Genomic DNA, 17985 nt, shown 5'->3' with positions numbered 1-17985 from the left:
ACGTCCCGTTTATGCGCGGTCAGCGCTGCAGCAGCTCAACTAGGCGAGCCACCTGGCTATCCATTTCGAAATGAGCTTCAAAATACGCTCTTCCCGCTTGGCCCATGGCCTCCCGCTCGGTCGCGGTAAGTGCTTTCAAGCGCCGAATATTGTCAACCAACGGAGCAACCTGTTCAGCAGCCGAGGCCATACCCGCTCGCGCCTCACAGATTACTCTAGCGCCTTCTCCATTCATGGCAGCGATAATTGGTCGACCGGCACCAAGATAGGCTTGAACCTTGCTGGGAATTGTCTGAGCGAAGGCTTCTTCGTCGCTCAGAGACACCAGCAACGCCGAGGAGCGCTCGAAAATCTGCGGCATCGCATCCATTGGGAAACGTCCCGGCAGGACAAGATTGTCCAGCCCCAACGCCTGCTTCTGGGACTCAAGCCAACCCGATCGACTCCCGCTTCCGACCAGGACTATGCGCACCTGAGGGTCGTCACGCAGTTCGACCGCAGCCCCAACTAATGTTTCCAACGCCTGGGCCGTGCCCAGATTCCCGGCGAACACAACGCAAAAATATTGATCCAGCACCGCCTTGAGTTCCGGCCCGATATCCGTCGTCGATTGCACCGGGTTTCCACTCATGGAGTTGGGGTAATAATGGAGCTTTTTTCTGCCACCATACCGAGATACCGGATCGGTGAATGCGCGCGACTGCAGCAGCAGCATGTCGCAACAACCATAGATTGCCTTAACCATCCAGCCTACCGCACGGAGTGCATGCCGATTACGCACGAAGCCGGTGGCTGACAGGCTTTCTGGCCAGAGATCTTGGACCCACAGGGCCAGGCGGGCCTTTTTCAGCCACTTGAGAGCGATGGCTGGGATAGCTTGAGTCACAGGCGAGGGTGCGAATACCAGGATCGCATCGAACTGCCGCCCACGTAGCATCCAGGGCAGCAACAGCAGCCCGGAGAACACGAACGAAAGATAGTTGAGGATGAGGTTCTTGGCCCCTCCCCTGCCCCTCGGCCAGAGCGGCACCCGCACCACTTCGACACGCTCTTCGAAGCGCTCGCGCTGCATCCCCCACGCACGGTAGCCGGCAAATATACTACCATCCGGGTAGTTGGGCTTGCCGGTAGCAACCACGACACTGTGCCCCTGCTCGTCGAGCGTGCGCACGATGTCGTTGATGATGAAGCTCTCCGGCCAAAAATACTGGGATAGCACAAGAATGCGCACAGCTCAGCTCCTCGTTCGCGTTGAGAGAAGGTCACGATACAGTTCGAGCATCAGTGCAGCGTTGACTTCGATAGAAAAGTTCTCCTCAGCCCATAGCTTCGCTTGCCTGCCCAACTCACGACGCCACTGAGGTGATTGCGCCATGCGCTGAAGGGCATCCGCGATCAGTTGTGGATCCGGCGCAGGCACCGCAAGGCCGGTTACCTCATGAAGCAGCGCATCCGGCACCGGGTTCGCAACGGCAACAACACTTGGAACGGAGTAGAAAGCAGCTTCGAAAACCGGCCTGCCAGCTGCGTCCAGGTGCGTAGGGAAGCAGAGAATATCCAACTGCGGATACAGCGAACGGACATCACCCACAAAGCCGAGCAACTTAACCTGATCACCCAACTGCTCGCGCCGGATGATTTCCTCAAGCTCGCTATGCACATCCCGGGCAAAACCAAACTTCCCCAGCACCCAGGCTTTCAGCCCAGACAACTGACGTGCATTCTCACCCGCGATCAGGCATTGAATACGAACGCCGCGGTGCTTGAGGATACGCATCGACTCGACCAGCTCGAAAATCCCCTTGAGAGGAATCAACCCCCCAAGAAAACCCACGGAGACGACATCGTCATCACGCTTTACTTGGCCGGTGGGTGCCGTCGGCGAGATTTTAAGGCCGTTGTGGATCACGCTTAATTTCAGGTCGGCCGCCAACGTTGAAGCAACTGTGTGATCAATCGCCACTACCGCATCGGCGTAACGGCGCAACAACGCATTGACCCACCGGGTACGCAACCCCTGCGCCGGCTTGCGTTGCAAGGAGCGCACATGCACGATCAGCGGTACACGGAAAAGCCAACGGGCAAGCAGCCCGAGGGGTAGCAACGTGATTTCATTAATATGAATGAGGTCGAAAGACTGCTTGCGAAGCCGCCACAAACCGAGCAACGAGCTTGGCAGCAAAAACAATTCGCGCAGCGGAATGATCCACCGGATCTTTCGGTAGTACCCGTAACGCGTATTATCAAACTGACTGAGGCCACGCACGGCGCGCACATCCATCCCGGCTTCAGCAAAGGACTGGCAGACCACCCCCTCAGGCGTCAGCACGGTGCCACGCACGCCCTCTTGATGCAATAAAGCATAAAGCTCAATAAGACTTTTCGATGCACCGCCGAATGCTGCCGCCGGGTGCAAATACAAGACATTCACTAAGGATCCCTACTAGAACAATGCCGACAGGCTCATTGAGCTGAATCAGCTGCGTTTCATTTGATAGAGTTTTCGCAGCAAATCCCAGGCAAATCGCTCGCTGGGATAGGCATCGTGCGGGATCGCTGGCCGCTGCAGGTAGCTCTCCAGCTGGCTTTCATTCCAGCCCATCTTCTTGAGGAAGTACTTGCGATCACGATCAAGCTCTTCAGGTGAAGCGTAAGGCGACTGCTGCAAATGTGCGAGCGCCTCCTCCCGCACCATCTGATCACTCATGACCAAGGTGGACAAATGCAACTTCCGCTTATCCACGTCAAATTTTTGCGGCAGAATGAAACCCTGATAAAAACGGGTGAACACCGACTCGTAGTGCTTGTAAGGATAGCGCTTGTAAGCGTATTTCTCCTCCAGCAACTCCAACGCCTGATCTTTCTGATAATCATACAGATCGAGGAACGATGCCCACTGAATGCCTCGCACGACTCGATTATATATATAGCCGGTAGTCCCCATGATCGGGAATGTCTTGATATGCACACCATTACGCCGAGCAATGGCCTTGATATTACGCTTATCCCACTTGCGCCAATTCCAGTCCTCCGGCATCGGCATACCTTCAGTAGCAGAATTACTACCAGAGAGAATGTATTTTATGCCATAGCGCCTAGCCTGCTCATAATTCACAGCCAACATGGCATTGTCGTAGAGCAGCTCGACATCGATGACGTCGGCATCAAAGAACGCCTGCATCAGCCCTTTGTATTCGGGCCAATCGATCACATGGGTATACAGGTCAACACCCAGACGGCTCACCAAATTTTTGATGTTGTTAACGGCCAGCTCTGAGTTCCAGTTGTTATCCATGTGCACGGCCAGCGGACGAAGCCCTTCTGCCAGCGCCAGATGGATGACATATGAGCTGTCCACGCCTCCGGATAGTCCGATGATGCAATCGTACTTCTTACCTTCGCCAGCCTTCTTCACCTGTTCGACGAACGCCTTGCGCTTCTGCACCCGCTCGGCGTCTGGCGCAAATACGACCCCATTGACTCGCTGCTGAAAGTAGGTGCAGTAGTTACAAACACCGTGTTCGTCAAAAACAATTCCGGCGGCACTATCATCCATGACGCAACGGGTGCAAACTTTGTGTTGGTTAACCGACATCGTTACCCCTGAAAAGCGATTCGAGTTCTGAATAATTTGGGTAGCTGATCAACACCGCCCGATGCGGTCCTTGCAGGACAAAGAGACTACCGGCCGCGACTGCGGAAGCCCCCGCCTGGATCGCCTTCACGAAATCGGACAGGGACGATGCCCCACCGAGAGCAACGAGCGGCACGTCCACGGCTTGGGCTGCCGTCTGGATCAAACGCACATCGAAACCTTGCTGCATGCCATCACAGTCAACCGAGTTGAGCAACACTTCACCAGCCCCGGCCTCAACCATCCCCTTGAGGGTCGCCAGCCAGTCCTTTTTCAGAAGTGTCCGCGAAGAGGCCGACCAGAGCCGATAGCGCCCCAGCCAATCGCGCTTTACGTCAATCGAGACAACCACACTTTGACTACCAAAACGTTCGGCGATATCGCTCACCAATTTCGGATTTTCAAGAGCAAATGTCTGCAACACCACTTTCTCCACGCCCGACGAGAAAATCTGGCGCGCCTGCTCTACCGTGGAAATACCACCGCCATATCCCAACGGCATGAAGCACTCGGAGGCAACACTTTCAATCAACGCATAATCCGGTTCGCGACGCTGCCGGCTGGCATCGATATCGAGCACCATCAGCTCGTCAACTTCCTTCTCATTGAAGATTCGGATGGCATTGACTGGATCACCGATGTACTTGTGCTTGCCAAACTTCTGAGTTTTGACCAACCCCCCGTCACGCAGCAGCAACGCGGGTATCACACGATGTTTGAGCACATCACACCTCGAGAAACTGTCGGAACAAGGCTACACCGAACTTGTGGCTCTTTTCCGGATGGAACTGAAAACCCCAGATATTACCGCGACGGAAGGCGGCCACAAAAGTTTCGCCGTACTCGCACTCAAGCAGCACATCACCTGGGTTTTCACATTCCACGCGATAGGAGTGCACAAAGTAGAAGCGCCTTGGCGCATCACAGTGAGGCAGGAGCGCATCTGGACGAAGCTGTCGGACTTCGCTCCAGCCCATGTGAGGCACTTTCAACCGCGGATCGGATATTCGAAAGCGCCGAGCCTGGGCATTGACCCAACCGAGCCCGGGCTCCTGCCCCTCTTCGCTGCCACGACAAAGCAGTTGCATGCCAAGACAAATCCCCATCAGCGGAACCTGACGTTCGAAGACCGCCTCCTCAAGCGCAGAAATCCACCCCCCTCTACGCAGGTCGCCCATACCATGATCAAAAGCTCCGACTCCGGGCAGGATGAGCTTGCCGGCACCAGCCACCTGCTCAGGAGAATTGATGATCTGGGCCTCGCCACCAACGTGCTGGATCATGTTGACAACTGACGCCAAGTTACCGCAGCCATAGTCAATCACGGAAATTTTTCGCACGACCAATATTCACTATTCAGTAAGTTGCTACAGGCCAGAAACGCCAGATGCACTGCGCGGCTTCATAAAAGGCCGAAGGATAACATGCTTTGCCACACCCACAGACAGCAATCACCTGCTGCCCGCCCTTGAGCGATCAGACTGACTCGTCCAAGACTTGCCTGAGATAACCGTTGTAGTTGTCCCTCCAGCCGCTCGCCCAGAGGTCCTCCTCAACCACACTGACAGAGCGATCCGAGCTATGCAGCGTGTCGACGAACTCCCTCGCGTTGGCAAAGCCGGAGAATGGGTGCTCGGGGTAGCTGAAGCGAGCCTTGGGTGTCTCCCAGAGCATCACCTGGCCAGCCACCCCAATTGCCTCGAACAGCCCCGTGGACACCTCTCCCGCTACGGCACGTGCGGTAACGAATGAACTGTAGATATCTCGATTGCCGTCGATACAAACATCCCCCACCCTTCCACCCGGGTACTGCAGGCCGATCCGGGCTCTCTCCAGCGGATGAGGGCGCAGCACAACGCGGTACCGCCCCTTCAGCAAAGCCGCCAGCTCAGTGGCAAGTGCCAGGTAGATCGAAAACTCGATGCCGTCACTCAGCAGCAGGATATCGTTTTGCTCCTGCGCCTGGGGATTAAGCATCCCCTGTCGCTGTTCGGTGTAGTGGGGGTGACCGATCACCCATTTGTTGACCGGCACATTGATCTGCTCAGTCCACCACGCACCATAAGCGAGGAAGTCGTGTGGCAAGCACGCCCTGAATGCTTGACTGTCTCTGAGCAGCGGCGCGTAGCAATAAGCATCATGTCCAACAGAAACCATGCCGTGCTGCGGTTCTGCGACACGAATGCCCATTTCATGCGCCACCTGATTTATCGGTGAGAAGTCGCCGTAGCATGCTTGCTCCATCATCAGCAACCGCGGCCGGACGCGCTCGAACAGGCGTCGATAGGCATAGAGCATGATCGGCAAACGGGCTATCTTGCGCGCCAACATCCCTACCAGCATGTCCTTATCCCGGTCGCCGATATGCAAGTCAAGCAGCTGGATTGCCCTGAGACCGGCGTACTCCACGATTTCGCGAGCCTGATGGAGATGTCGCTTGCGCTGTAGCACTCGCCCGCTCAGAGAGATCGCCCCCTGCCAGGGCAACCAATATGAGAGGCGCTGATTCCAACGCTGCTGCGGCACATGCCAGTCCATCAGCCCTTCGATCGTAACCGTATTGGCGGGCGAAGCTTCGACCAGATAATCGGTAATACGATTGAACCACTTCCCGTCACGCAGGAAGCTCCCAGCTCCCGTCGCCATGACCAGCACGTCACCTTGCTGAGCCCGATGCCTCAGGTTGTGCCGCACCACTTGCCCCAGCGAGACCAGCGCCTGTCGCCTAGGCACCGAAGGCACCTCGGCAACCAGCGGTGCACTCTGGTAGTACAGCCCGGAGATCAGTAGACGATAGAACTGATTGCGTATCAGCGGCCATAACAGTGTGCCTTCCACCGAACTACGAAAGGTCAGGAATGCGGGATCGTTTTCGATCTCCAGCAGTTGCGCAAAACTTGCCTGCTGCACTTAGATCAGGTCCCAGCTGATGGGTGTACCACGCTTGATCGAGCACTTCGCGCTTCTTCCGATCACGTGATCAATATACTTCGGTGGCAATCCAAGCCCTGGGCGAATGATGCGCACATTGGCAGGTGAAAGAAGCTCACCCTCGGCAATATCCTCACTGGCATAAATCGAACGCCGGAACACACGACTTTTCTCTTCCGCTGCGGTGGCGCCGTAACTTATCCGACCCAGTGCTTGCCATGCACGCTCGGTCTCGACGACCAACTGGGCCATTTCCGCTGGCTCCATGGAAAACGCACTATCTACACCGCCATCAGCGCGATCGAGCGTGAAGTGTTTTTCGACAACGCTCGCGCCCAGCGCGACGCTCGCCACGGACACACCTACGCCCATGGTGTGGTCGGACAAACCGACCTCGCAGCCGAACAGCTCACTCAGGTGTGGAATTGTGAGGATATTGGTGTTCTCTGGCGATGCCGGGTAAGTGCTGGTGCACTTGAGCAGGACCAGTTCCTTGCACCCGGCCTTTCGTGCAACGCGTACGGTCTCGTCCAATTCCGCAACCGTGGCCATGCCAGTGGATATGATCATGGGCTTGCCAGTGGCCGCCACCCGACGAATCAGAGGCAGGTCGGTATTCTCGAACGAGGCGATCTTGTAACAGGGAACATCCAGCGTCTCCAGGAAGTCCACGGCTTTGTCATCGAAGGGGAACTGAAAGCAATCATGCCCAATTCCTGCGCCCGATCGAAGATTGGCTTGTGCCACTCCCAAGGGGTATATGCCTTCCCGTACAGCTTGTACAGCGAAGTCCCCGCCCACAGACTATTGGGGTCACCGATATGGAACTCTCCCTTATCGATATCCAGCGTCATCGAGTCAGCCGTGTAGGTTTGGATCTTCAATGCGTGAGCGCCCGAACGCGCCGCCGCGTCTACAATTTCCAGCGCACGCTCCAGCGACTGATTATGATTGCCGGACATTTCAGCAATGATGAAGGGCGGATGATTACGCCCGATCTGGCGGTTTGCAATTTTGATAGATTCAGTCATAGCTCATGCAGCTTCTTTGAAAATCGAGTGTTGTCAACTTCGTACCCTGCGGCCACGAATAACCCATTGGAACGCTTATTGAAGCCTTTCACATACGCATGTAGCAATTGTATATCACCTCGATGCCGAACAACCCAGTCTTCAGCGCTCTGTAGCAGATCGCCTCCGCGGCAACGCGAATTTCCTTCAGGCACCAAGTAGATTGATACCTCGGCATGCCCCTTAGCATCAAGGTCGAAGCGCACAACCCCTACCGGCTCACCCTCGTACTCGCCTATCAGTACCAGTCGCCCCTGATCCTCAAGTACAGCTTCAAACCATCGGCTGTGATCCTCCCAGGCGATCTCCCGGGTATCTCGTGACACCATGCGGATACTGGGATGATTTCGCCAACGATGCAGTGCTTGAGAGTCCTGCGCATTAGCCAGCCTCACACTGATACCGGTACACCCCATACATGCAGCCACACGTTGCGCTCCCAAACCATCCACCGCCTTCAGAGAGACAGATGAAATCATCTTGCGAAGCCCACAGTTCTCCAGCAAGGCCTGGAGATGGAAAGCCAGTTGCTCTGAAAGATGTGAGGCCGGTGGCAAGGCATATACCAAGCCCTGAGCCGCGGCATCTTCGAGTTGTTTCCGCTGATTGTCGGCAGTGCTCAACGCAAGAGTGACAAGCCCCAGACAGCAGCGCTCCCATGTGGCGCCGCCCCCCGCGCCGATAGCAAGGTCGGCATTGGCCATGAGCTCAGCCATCCGGGTAGTTTGCACATGACATTGGAATTTTTCAGCCAGGCACAGCGCTTCGATTGCTTCCCGCTGCGGGTGCAAAGCACCCAGCACGACATCGACCTCGAAACCTTTCCTTCCGACGGCTACCAGCGCAGCGAGCGCTTGCCCGGTGAAATTACGTTCATCAACACCACCGAAAAACACCAGTACGCGCTTAACTTCCTGATCGCGCGGACGGAGGCTGGCGCGCGCTTCACGAAACTCATCGCGCAGCAATGCGAATCGCGGCCCCAACAACCTGCGACATGCCTGAGGCACTTTGGCGTCGTATCGCGAAAGCATGTCGTGGTAGAGATTCTGATCCAGCAAGAGATCACAGTCGTGCTCACGGTCAGCCAGGTCATCGATCACCAGAATCTTGTGCGCGACCTGCCGCAGCTTGGCCTCCCAGCAGTGATCCAGCGCGTAATGATCAACAACCAACCAATCCCACGTCTGCGCACCCAGTGCTGCCAAGCTGTCCTCGGCGTCGGCTTGCTGCGTGGTACCCAACCAATCCGAATGCGCCAATACGGCATCGGTAGAATCACCATCGCGCATAGGCAACCGAAACAATTCATGCCCCCGACTCTGGAGCAACTGCCCGAGGTGATTCGGCAACCCACGACTCAGAAATACGCACTTAGCACCGCGGCGAGCGAGAGCATCGGCCAGGGTCAGGCATCGCATGAAGTGCCCTGTACCCATTCTCGGGCTGGCGTCGACACGTAGCACTATGTTCAAAAGTTTGCATCTCCATCCAATTCGCGACAACGCCCCGTCTCACCGCAAAGAGGCGAAGATCTCCAATTGCACCCAGCTAATCCTACGCCGTAAGATTTTCTGCGCATGAGTACCAAAAATAGGCATATTGCCTTCATCGCACACCCGGTTTCCATTCAAAGAGTAGCGAGCGCCTGCTTGATCAGATTACCTTGAGCGTCCTTGAGAGGTCTGCCAGCGTCATCGCACTTGAAGATCTGTCGATTGGTGAAACGATCACAGACTTCGATAAACTCGTCTGTACTCATTTCCAATGGCTCGAGAATCCTTGAAAGCGGCTTCCCCAGATACGTCCAGGGAAACTTACCCTCCCGCGCCCTGACAATTTCTACCGCATCAAGGCGCGTCATGCGCCCACGCCTGACATGCAGGCATGCGTGATCAGTCACGCGTGAGAAGCCAAATTTAAGGTACTTGAAATAATCATGGATACCGCTCTGATGGTTATCCAGATTTTCATAGTTGACCATGGACCCCTCTACCACCTGCGCACTTGAGACGAAGCCGTTGGCCTGGGCAATCAATGCATTTGAAAGCCCATCCCAAGGTAGGTAGTGCCCCAGGAAAAGGCCAGTCACACCAATGCGCTGCAGCGCCTCATCCGACGGATACTGATACGGTATAAGGTGGCGCGACTCCAGGCCGTGCCTAATGGAAAGCTCAGGCACGCTTAACCCAAGCAGTCCACCGAACTGATCCAGCCAGTGCCGTGTGAGGGTTGTATTTTCAGCCGCCAGGGTTGGCCCGCCGTATTCATTTTGCGGATTTTCCCCCCAAACGATCAGCGGTACGCCGTATTGAACCGCAGCGCGCACCGGCAGGGTAAAAATGCCTACATGCTCTGGCCAGGAGATATCACCAACTTCGACCAAACCAATACGATTGAGTGCTGCACGAACACGCGGATTAGGTGAGAATTCAACATGATCCACACCCAGGCTTTTCAAGTTCTGCAGGTTCTGTCGACCGACGGCGGTCTCATCACAGGGTGATGACGTCACACATAATGGATTCAGTCCGAGCTGAAGCATTCGAATGACTTGGTAAGTGCTGTCTTTTCCACCGCTTACAGGGACAATGCAGTCCCAGTTATCACCGCTGCTCCGATGTTTCTCCAATATCGAGAGAAGCTCATGCTTGCGCCGATCCCAGTCGATTTCACTCCGTTTTTCATAAGAACGGCATGCACCGCACACCCCCTCTTCATCAATGTGCATATTGGGTCTGGTGTGCGGCATCACGCACCTGATGCAATATTTTAACATCTCACTTCCTCCGCACCCGGTGCCCTTACATGCGCCAACTGGTGACCGATGGAGGCGACAGGTACTTTCCATCACACACTGAGGCACCGACAACCATCTCTACCCCTGAAGGCAAGCGCACACCGCTTGAGTAGTGCGTGCTTGCCTGGTACTCGAGCCCGGAATACCACAACAAGGCCCAGACGGAGCAATCCTGACTTATGCCAGGTAGCTGCGAAGTAAAGCGACAACGCTAAGCTGCTCTTCGTCGGTCAAGCCATAATAAAGAGGCAGGCTAAACGCCTTGGAAAAATAATCCTCGGCCTCCGGGAAGTCTCCAGGCCCAAACCCCAGGTTGCGATAGTACGCTTGCGTATGTACTGGCATATAATGCACCTGCACCCATACTTGCGCTTCACGCAATTTGGTGAATACTTCCAGCCGACGGTCCGCTGGCACACGGATGGCGTACAAATGCCACGCTGACTCATCACTTGGCAGCGGACGAACGATGGGCAGATCAGCCAGCAGCTCATGATACTGCCGCGCCAGTTGGCGACGCCGCGCAATAAACTCAGGCAAGCGCTTGAGCTGACTCAAACCCAATGCAGCCTGCAGGTTGGTCATGCGGTAGTTGAAGCCGAGCTCTACCTGCTGATATTCCCAGGGCCCGACCAGTGGACTCAACAATTCCTCGGCACTCTGCGCGATACCGTGCGTACGCAGCCGCCCCAGTCGCTTCGCCAGCGCGGTGTCGTTAGTCATCAACATGCCACCCTCACCTGTGGTGATGATCTTCACCGGGTGAAAGCTGAATATGGCGATATCACTAAACTGGCAGGCACCAACGGGCATTCCCAAGTGCTCAGCCCCGACCGCGTGCGACGCGTCCTCAATAATCCGGAAGCCGTATTTCTTGCCCAACGCAGCAATAGCTTCCATGTCACAGCTACGGCCAGAGAAATGCACAGGTATTACGACTTTCGGCAGGCGGCCAGCCGTGCGGGCATGCTCCAACTTATCAGCCAACTGCTTGACACAGATATTAAGCGTCTGGGGATCGATATCGACAAAATCAACGTCTGCACCACAATAACGAGCACAGTTTGCACTCGCCACGAAGGTATTCGGACTGGTCCAAACCACATCGCCCTGCCCGACCCCCAACGCCAGACAAGCAATATGCAGTGCACCGGTAGCATTGCTGACAGCGATTGCGTGCTTTGCCTTGCAGGCAGCAGCCAGGGCTTGCTCGAAGCTGGCGATACCTGGCCCTTGGGTAAGCCATTCCGAGTGCAGCACGTCGATAACGGCTGCAATATCATCACCACTTATATTTTGTCGACCGTAAGGAATCATAAATCCTGCATCACATGTGTTTTGCCAAGGCTGGAAGGCAGATCGACATCTTGTTGCCGTTTCTTCCTGATGAATTTTGCCGGTACACCACCCCAGATTTCATCTCCGGGTATATCGCGCGTCACTACGCTGTTAGCCCCCACCACACTGTTTGCACCGATTGATACGCCCGGATTGATGAGCACATTCGCACCAATCCAACACGCATCACCGATTACCACATCGGCACTCTTGGACGGCACCGGTTTCAGCCGGAAGTCACTGTCCGGTTTCACCGACTCAGTGAAGATCCGCACATTCGATGAAATATGACAACCCACACCAACTGTAACACTGTTACCCAGCGAGGCATGCACCGTGGAGTAATCACCGATGTAGCTGTTGTCCCCCAGTGAAATTACCCCCTCACCGTAAAGAAGAATATGCTTCCCGTTGAAACGGAAGCCCGGCGCAACATCGTACTTTTCGCGCTGCGAAGCATATATGACCTTCCAGTAGAGGGCACTGCAGACCAGCAGCCCGCGCGCCAACAAGCGGTTCGCGCCTTTCAACATACTGTATCCTCTCGCTTTTTCAGCAGAGCACGCCACGGCAAGGGGTAAACCTTCTGTGCCAGCCACCAGGCCCCCAGGAAGAACACCAACTGAACCATAACATAGGCCCAGGCGGCCCCGATCACTCCATAGCGTGCTACCAACGCATAGGTCAGCAGTCCCCCTGTGGCGCCTACCGCCAGCGTCAGTTTTGCCAAGAGCAATGTGCGCTCAAAAAAGAACAGAAAACCCGCCACCACGTAGTACATGCCCATGAAGGCGTTACCAAAACCGATTAGTTGAGCGATCTGCAAAGACCCTTCGTACTGCTCGCCAACGATAAAAGGGTAGACGTAAGGCAGGCATACGACGTAGCCAAGCGCGAGAACCAGAAACCCGACGAATACAACCGCACATTGCCACACCACACGCAGATCAGAGGAAGCATCGCGATTTTTCAACTCCCTGAACAGGTGGGGGCCGAATGCCTTGACGAAAGCATCCGCCAGCAAACCGATCACCATGCCCATCTGCACCCCCACCGCATAGGCACCGGTTACGCCGATACCCAATAGATGAGTAATGATGAAACGATCACTCATCGCTATCAGCAAGGCACCTACCGCGTGTGGGATTAGCGGCACACCAAAACGCAGGGCTGCTCGAAAATACTCGAGTTCCAGGCTCCAACGCACCAACCGGCGATGCTGCAACCCTATCAACGCCATACCCGCAAAGACGGATACTACCACAGCGACACCGTACACCCTGCCCTCCCAGCCCATCCCCAAAAGCAAAATCAACACCAGGGAAAGCGACAGATTCAGGGTAGTCTGGAGGATCTGGAACACACCGTAGCGCACCGCTTCATTGCGAACCTGCCAAATGACCAGCCGCACCTGAATAATTGCCTGCGCCGCAGAGACCAGCACCGCCACCAGCAACCAACCTTCGGGAATCTCGGTCGAAGCCGCGATAGGTCCAGCCATCAACCAGACGAAGAACAACACCACAGCAGTACTCACAGCCAGCAACGCGAGGCATGCACCTACAAATCGGGGGTGATCCGTGGCGCCGTCGAAATAGCGCACGCTTACCGCTCCATGCACGCTCAACCCGGTAAATGCGCAAAGCACACTCACGAGCGTGGTGAACATCGTCACCATCCCATATTCCGCAGGGGCGAGCACTCGGGTAAGAACAGGAAGCAAAAGGAATGGAATGGCGCTATTAATGATATTCGCCAACATATAAGTTGCTGTCGAACTCACCAGCCGCTTCAATGCCGTCATGCGATGCTTCGCAGCGCTTGGCGTAAGGCATCGACTACAAACGATTGCTGCGCCTCGGTGATATCCGGCCCCATGGGCAAGCTCAAGACTCGCCGAGCCCAGGCCTCGGCGACCGGGAAGGTACCAACCCCCTGGTTGAGCTGACTGAATGCAGGCTGAAGATGCAGCGGCACCGGGTAGTGCACTGCGGTGGGCACACCAGACTCATTGAGCGCTCGCGACAGCTCATCCCGTAGATCAACCTGTAATGTGTACTGCGCGAATACGCTAGTAGCACCCGAAATGATGCAAGGAGTCATGACATCCGGACAGGCAGCACTAATCAGGTTGTCATAGTGGTTAGCCACCTGAATGCGACGCTCGACCTCCCAATCGAAACGCTCCAGCTTGGCGAGCAGGACAGCGGCCTGAAGGGTATCAAGGCGTCCATTAAGCCCGATGCGAGGATGGTGATAACGTCGATCCTGGCCATGAACACGGATCTCGCGCATGGCCTTGGCCAACTGATCATCATCAGTGAACAAGGCACCGCCGTCACCATAAGCACCCAAGGGCTTGGAAGGGAAGAAACTGGTTGAGCCGATAGTGCTCAGCGCACACGAGCGGCGCCCTTTGTAGGCTGCCCCGAAGGACTGGGCTGCATCTTCTATCACCGGCAGCCCATATTGCGCGGCAATTGCGTTGATCACATCAAAGTCCGGACACTGCCCATATAGGCTAACCGGCATGATTGCGCGTGTTCGAGGCGTAATTACCGCCTCGATCTTCGCGGGATCTATATTGCCGGTGCGAGAGTCAACATCAACGAAAACGGGCGTCGCCCCCAGTAGAGCAATCATTTCACCTGTTGAAATGAAGGTGAACGGAGTCGTAATGACTTCATCGCCTCGCCCAATACCCAACGCCATCATAGCTATCAACAAAGTACAAGTACCGCTACTGGCACTAATACAGTGCTTGACCCCAACATACTCAGCAAGTCGTGTTTCGAGCTCTGCTACTTCTGGCCCCATGATATACTGACCATGTTCCAGCACGCGCTCGATACGCGCATTGATAGAGCTCTTGAGATCGCGATACTGAGTTTTGAGATCAATAAATTCCATATTCACTTCACTATTAGCAGATTGCCTTCGAAATATTTGTCACAGCACCTAATCACGCCACCGCACCACAAACAAGCGACAGGACTAAGCGCCGACTGGCTCTTTGTGCAACCCCTTGCCATCCAGCACATAGCGAACCCGCTCGTGATCACAATAGACCGCACCCCGACCGGAAACCGGCAACGGTAACTGCTCGCCAAATTCGCTCATCCAGCCAATCTGGCGCGCCGGAACGCCAACCATCAAGGCAAAGGCCGGCACATCCTTGTTGACGACGGCACCGGCACCAATGAAGGCAAACTCACCGATAGTGACACCACAAACCACGGTGCAGTTGGCTCCCAATGTTGCCCCCCTCCGCACCAAAGTGTCACGGTATTCGTTCTTGCGCTCGATCAAAGAACGGGGATTGTATACATTGGTAAACACCATGCTAGGACCACAGAAAACCCCCTCCTCGAGCGTGACATTGTCATAGACCGAGACATTATTCTGGATCTTGCAGTGATCACCGATCACAACCCTGTTGCCGACAAATACGTTCTGCCCAAGCGACACCCCTTTGCCGATGCGAGCCCCCGCGCAAATATGTACGAAATGCCATACACGCGATCCCTCACCAATCTGCGCGCCTTCGTCAATGATCGCCGAAGCATGGACCTGATAGTTCATATTCATGCCAGCGATTCAAGCAACGGGTGGCCTTCATCATTTCGCGGCACCACGGGCGCTGCCGAACGTATGACACTAACGGTTTCCACGCAGTGCCGCGCATCCTCGATTCCATAACCCCGGCCAGCGAGGATTTCCTGGTAACTGACCGTATGCAGATCAGTGAAGCCCTCGGAGAACTCCATTTCGACACCATCAACGGTAATGGAGCGATATGTAGGCTTCTTTCCCTTGACCGAGTCAGGCAGATCCAGGGCATCGATCGACAGGAACCAACGAACTCGAGCATTTTCGTACTCAAGGTAGCCGGCAGCCTTGCATGCATCAGAAAAATGCACAACGTTACGCTGGAGCTTGCCAAAAATGAAATGCAACATATCGAAGAAGTGCACACCAATGTTGGTGGCCACGCCATACGACTTACGCGGATCCCCCTTCCAACTTTCCATATACCACTTACCGCGCGAAGTAATATAGGTCAGTTCAACATCATACTTCCCATCCCTGGCCAGACGCACCACCTTGTCCTTTAGGTCCAATATAGCCTGATGGTGCCGCAACTGCAGAATATTGTAGACTCGCCTACCGGTCTCACGCTCCACCAGCGCGAGCTCGTCCAGAACCTCTGGAGTTGGCACCAATGGCTTCTCGCATATTACGTCGCTATCAAGCCGCAAACCGGCAGCAATGTGCGCGTGATGCAAATAGTTCGGCGAACACACCGAAACATAATCCAGCGCGGCAGACTTTTCCCGCTTTAACTGCCAACCACGCTCGATAAAACGTTCAAACTCAGTAAAAAACTCACTTTGCGGAGACAGGCTATCAATAATGCCAACCGAGTCATTTATATCATACGCCAACACCAGCTCATTACCAGTATCCTTGATAGCGCGCATGTGCCGAGGAGCGATATAGCCAGCAGCACCAATAAGAGCAAAACGTTTCAAATGCACAACTCCCGCACTTAAGCCTTGATAATATGCGCTTCAGGCGCCCGGTACTTGCCGCGACTATCAACAATCAAAGCAGCATGCTCACGAATCAGATCGTAGTCAAATCGATCATGATCGGTTGCTATGATCACAGCGTCGTAAGAGGCCAGATTTTCAGCGGTGATCACCTGACTGGAAAGATCGAAGTGGTGCTCACGCATGACAGGAAACACAGGCACATGCGGATCACTATACTGAATCAGGCAGCCTTTAGCCTCAAGCAGCTCCATAATCTCAACCGAGGGAGACTCGCGCATATCGTCGACATTCTTCTTGTAGGCGATACCCAGCACTAATACCTTGCTACCTTTCAGCGCCATACCCCTATCATTCAGCCCGTCCATCAACTTGCTGACCACATATTCGGGCATTGCCTGATTAACTTCGCCGGACAGCTCGATAAAGCGCGTATGCAAGCCAAACTCTCGCGCTTTCCAAGTCAGGTAGAATGGATCAATTGGAATGCAGTGCCCGCCCAAGCCTGGGCCAGGATAGTAAGCGGAGAAACCAAATGGCTTGGTGGCCGCAGCGTCAACCACCTCGAAAATATCGATCCCCATACGGTCAGCGACGATCTTCATTTCATTGACCAGACCGATGTTCACCGCCCGGTGAATATTCTCGAGCAGCTTGGTCATTTCCGCCGCCTTCGTTGAGCTGACCTTGACCAAGCGGTCGATGGCCTGCTCATACAGCGCCACACCCACTTCCAGGCAGTCAGGCGTATGCCCGCCAATCACCTTTGGGATGGTGCGCGTTTCAAAACTCAGATTGCCCGGATCCTCGCGCTCAGGCGAATAGACCAGGAAAAGATCCATCCCTACTTTAAGACCATTTTCCTCGACACGCGGCAGCAATACCTCTTCGGTCGTACCTGGGTAGGTGGTGCTTTCCAGCGAAACCACCTGTCCCTTGCGCAGATAAGGCTTTATCGCTTCGGTTGTCTTGATCACGAAACTCATGTCAGGTTCGCGATACTTATTCAATGGCGTGGGCACACACAAAATCAGCGCATCACACTCGGCCACACGAGAAAAATCACAAGTCGCCTCGAAGCCACTCTCACGGGCAGCACGAATACTGTCCGCAGAAATGTGTTCAATATAACTTTCCCCCGCATTCAGACGGGCAGTTTTCGAAGCATCGATATCGATACCCAAGACACGATAACCAATGGCGTTGTAGCGCAACATCAGCGGCAGGCCGACATACCCCAACCCAACGATCCCTATCAACGCTTCCCGGCTATTGAACTTGGCAACACTGCCCTGCTTGACAGACATCTTCTGAACCTCCCCGCCTGTAACCAAAAGAATATGATCATTGGCATTCCCGGGCCACATCACCCTCTGCCAATGCCACTACACGGTGCACACCGAACGGCTTTCGACAGCACCACGCCTACCTGCTGTTCGGCAGCCGGGTCGATACGCGCAGAACAAAACACGCATCGCACGCCCAATCAGGCACAAACATCACAAGCCAGACCGACCGGACGCCCGACCACCAACAAATCGAAAAATGAGTATTATGCCCTTTTCCTTGGCAGATAGCTTTAGAAAAGCGAACGAGCACAAGAGGCAATGGGCGAGATCAACCCCCATGTTCCGTGCCCCCTGTCGCCGGGTGCGGCAG

General features: G+C 55.0%; 15 protein-coding genes and 1 pseudogene. All 16 read right to left on the bottom strand.

The features are described from left to right. Positions 1-19: 19 nt before the first annotated feature. Complete coding sequence (locus LOY51_RS07465; protein ID WP_258645496.1) at positions 20-1231, bottom strand: glycosyltransferase family 4 protein; 1212 nt, start codon at positions 1229-1231, stop codon at positions 20-22. Positions 1232-1234: 3 nt separating this feature from the next. Then, positions 1235-2431 (bottom strand): glycosyltransferase family 4 protein, encoded by a 1197-nt coding sequence (locus tag LOY51_RS07460; RefSeq protein WP_258645495.1) that lies wholly within the window; start codon positions 2429-2431, stop codon positions 1235-1237. Between the two features lie 45 nt (positions 2432-2476). Continuing rightward, positions 2477-3595, bottom strand: a complete 1119-nt coding sequence (locus LOY51_RS07455) for an N-acetyl sugar amidotransferase (RefSeq protein WP_258645493.1) — start codon at positions 3593-3595, stop codon at positions 2477-2479. Then, entirely contained in the window at positions 3585-4358 is a 774-nt protein-coding gene (locus LOY51_RS07450; protein ID WP_258645491.1) for an AglZ/HisF2 family acetamidino modification protein, read from the bottom strand. The genes LOY51_RS07455 and LOY51_RS07450 overlap by 11 nt, the downstream gene beginning before the upstream one ends. Before the next feature lies 1 nt (position 4359). Next, positions 4360-4959 (bottom strand): imidazole glycerol phosphate synthase subunit HisH, encoded by a 600-nt coding sequence (hisH, locus tag LOY51_RS07445; RefSeq protein ID WP_258646607.1) that lies wholly within the window; start codon positions 4957-4959, stop codon positions 4360-4362. A 151-nt stretch (positions 4960-5110) separates the two neighbouring features. Continuing rightward, positions 5111-6544, bottom strand: a complete 1434-nt coding sequence (locus LOY51_RS07440) for a hypothetical protein (protein WP_258645489.1) — start codon at positions 6542-6544, stop codon at positions 5111-5113. Continuing rightward, positions 6545-7596: pseudogene (pseI, locus tag LOY51_RS07435) on the bottom strand (pseudaminic acid synthase). Next, positions 7593-9101 carry a UDP-2,4-diacetamido-2,4,6-trideoxy-beta-L-altropyranose hydrolase gene (pseG, locus tag LOY51_RS07430; protein WP_258646606.1) on the bottom strand — a complete coding sequence of 503 codons (1509 nt, stop codon included), beginning with the start codon at positions 9099-9101 and terminating at the stop codon, positions 7593-7595. Before pseG ends, pseI begins: the two are co-directional and overlap by 4 nt. Before the next feature lie 164 nt (positions 9102-9265). After that, on the bottom strand, positions 9266-10414 hold the full coding sequence (locus tag LOY51_RS07425) for an N-acetyl sugar amidotransferase (protein ID WP_258645487.1): 1149 nt from the start codon (positions 10412-10414) through the stop codon (positions 9266-9268). Positions 10415-10612: 198 nt separating this feature from the next. After that, a complete protein-coding gene (pseC, locus tag LOY51_RS07420) occupies positions 10613-11752 on the bottom strand; it encodes a UDP-4-amino-4,6-dideoxy-N-acetyl-beta-L-altrosamine transaminase (protein WP_258645485.1) in 1140 nt (379 codons plus the stop codon). Further along, positions 11749-12306, bottom strand: coding sequence for an acyltransferase (locus LOY51_RS07415; protein WP_258645483.1), 558 nt, complete (start codon positions 12304-12306; stop codon positions 11749-11751). The genes pseC and LOY51_RS07415 overlap by 4 nt, the downstream gene beginning before the upstream one ends. Further along, entirely contained in the window at positions 12300-13577 is a 1278-nt protein-coding gene (locus LOY51_RS07410) for a lipopolysaccharide biosynthesis protein (RefSeq protein ID WP_258645482.1), read from the bottom strand. The genes LOY51_RS07415 and LOY51_RS07410 overlap by 7 nt, the downstream gene beginning before the upstream one ends. Then, positions 13574-14683, bottom strand: a complete 1110-nt coding sequence (locus LOY51_RS07405; RefSeq protein WP_258645480.1) for a DegT/DnrJ/EryC1/StrS family aminotransferase — start codon at positions 14681-14683, stop codon at positions 13574-13576. The genes LOY51_RS07410 and LOY51_RS07405 overlap by 4 nt, the downstream gene beginning before the upstream one ends. A gap of 84 nt (positions 14684-14767) precedes the next feature. Then, positions 14768-15355, bottom strand: coding sequence for an acyltransferase (locus LOY51_RS07400; RefSeq protein ID WP_258646605.1), 588 nt, complete (start codon positions 15353-15355; stop codon positions 14768-14770). Between the two features lie 2 nt (positions 15356-15357). Beyond that, positions 15358-16305, bottom strand: coding sequence for a Gfo/Idh/MocA family oxidoreductase (locus LOY51_RS07395; protein ID WP_258645478.1), 948 nt, complete (start codon positions 16303-16305; stop codon positions 15358-15360). Between the two features lie 17 nt (positions 16306-16322). Continuing rightward, a complete protein-coding gene (gene wbpA / locus LOY51_RS07390) occupies positions 16323-17633 on the bottom strand; it encodes a UDP-N-acetyl-D-glucosamine 6-dehydrogenase (protein ID WP_258645476.1) in 1311 nt (436 codons plus the stop codon). Positions 17634-17985: the final 352 nt, after the last annotated feature.

Origin of the sequence: Pseudomonas sichuanensis (genome assembly GCF_024749065.1) — a bacterium.
Classification (GTDB): domain Bacteria; phylum Pseudomonadota; class Gammaproteobacteria; order Pseudomonadales; family Pseudomonadaceae; genus Aquipseudomonas; species Aquipseudomonas sichuanensis.
The sequence above is the reverse complement of the archived record's forward strand: the minus strand, read 5'-3'. Positions and strand labels throughout refer to the sequence as shown.